The sequence below is a fragment of the Bacillus sp. LR--39 genome, from assembly GCF_053613335.1.
On sequence record NZ_JBSIOT010000646.1, the window covers coordinates 1 to 817 of the forward strand.

At 51.5% G+C, this 817-nt stretch carries 1 protein-coding gene and 1 pseudogene; both read right to left on the minus strand.

Annotated elements, in window-relative coordinates; translation table 11 throughout:
• Positions 1-607, minus strand: a 607-nt coding sequence (locus ACWHAR_RS25550; protein ID WP_452088244.1) for a sugar kinase, incomplete at its 3' end; no start/stop codon positions are given.
• A gap of 102 nt (positions 608-709) precedes the next feature.
• Positions 710-817, minus strand: a pseudogene (locus tag ACWHAR_RS25555) (LacI family transcriptional regulator); the annotation flags it as partial.

Consider the following 817-nt stretch of genomic DNA (forward strand, 5'->3'; position numbering starts at 1 on the left):
GGAGTTTTCCTTCATTGATCCCCGGCAGAAACCAGTCTGCCTGCGCGGCGATTTCATTAATTGTATGAACCATTGTCTGCTGATCCGGCCAAAGCTGGAAGCGGAGATTCGGGTCAAACGAAATCGTCTTCCCGTCTTGTTTCATCTGGTGAACGGCGTGGCGGGCGAAGCCCCTCATTTCCCTTGAAAGTGCAGGAGGTATGCCCGTCACATGCATATGTTTGGCTTGCTTGAAATACTCTGCCGGGTAGTCATCAATGCTCATCGTGCTTGCGGCTGATCCGCTCCGATAATATGTGACATCAGGGTCTCCGCTTTCAACCTTTGACTTGAGCAGTATGCCCGTCTGCCGGTCTGCGGTGCGTTTGACTTCAGAAATGTCGACGCCTTCTTTTTTCAATTCATTTAAAATAAAGGTTCCAAGCGAATCGGCGCCGACCTTGCTCATCCAGCCGACCCGAAAACCCAGGCGCGACAGTCCGACGGCAACGTTTGTTTCCGCTCCGGCAAGAGCTTTGGAAAACGAAGACGCCTCATGCAGTCCGCCTGCTTCATTTGCGTAAAACATAGCCATCGATTCTCCGAAGGTCATCACATCAAGCGACATGATTTCACTCTCCTTTCAAAATGGTACCGGTTTCAAAAGCAGTTGCGGGAAAACACTCTCCCCTAAGTTTTCGGGTCCATGAGTGTTTCCGTTTGACAAGTTCTACAGCGACTGTCTGAGAACAAGCTCCGCCTCAAGCTGAATCGTCTGCGGGGCGCTTTCGTCTCCTTCAATCCGTTTGATGATCCGCTCCATGGCGACCCTGCCCAT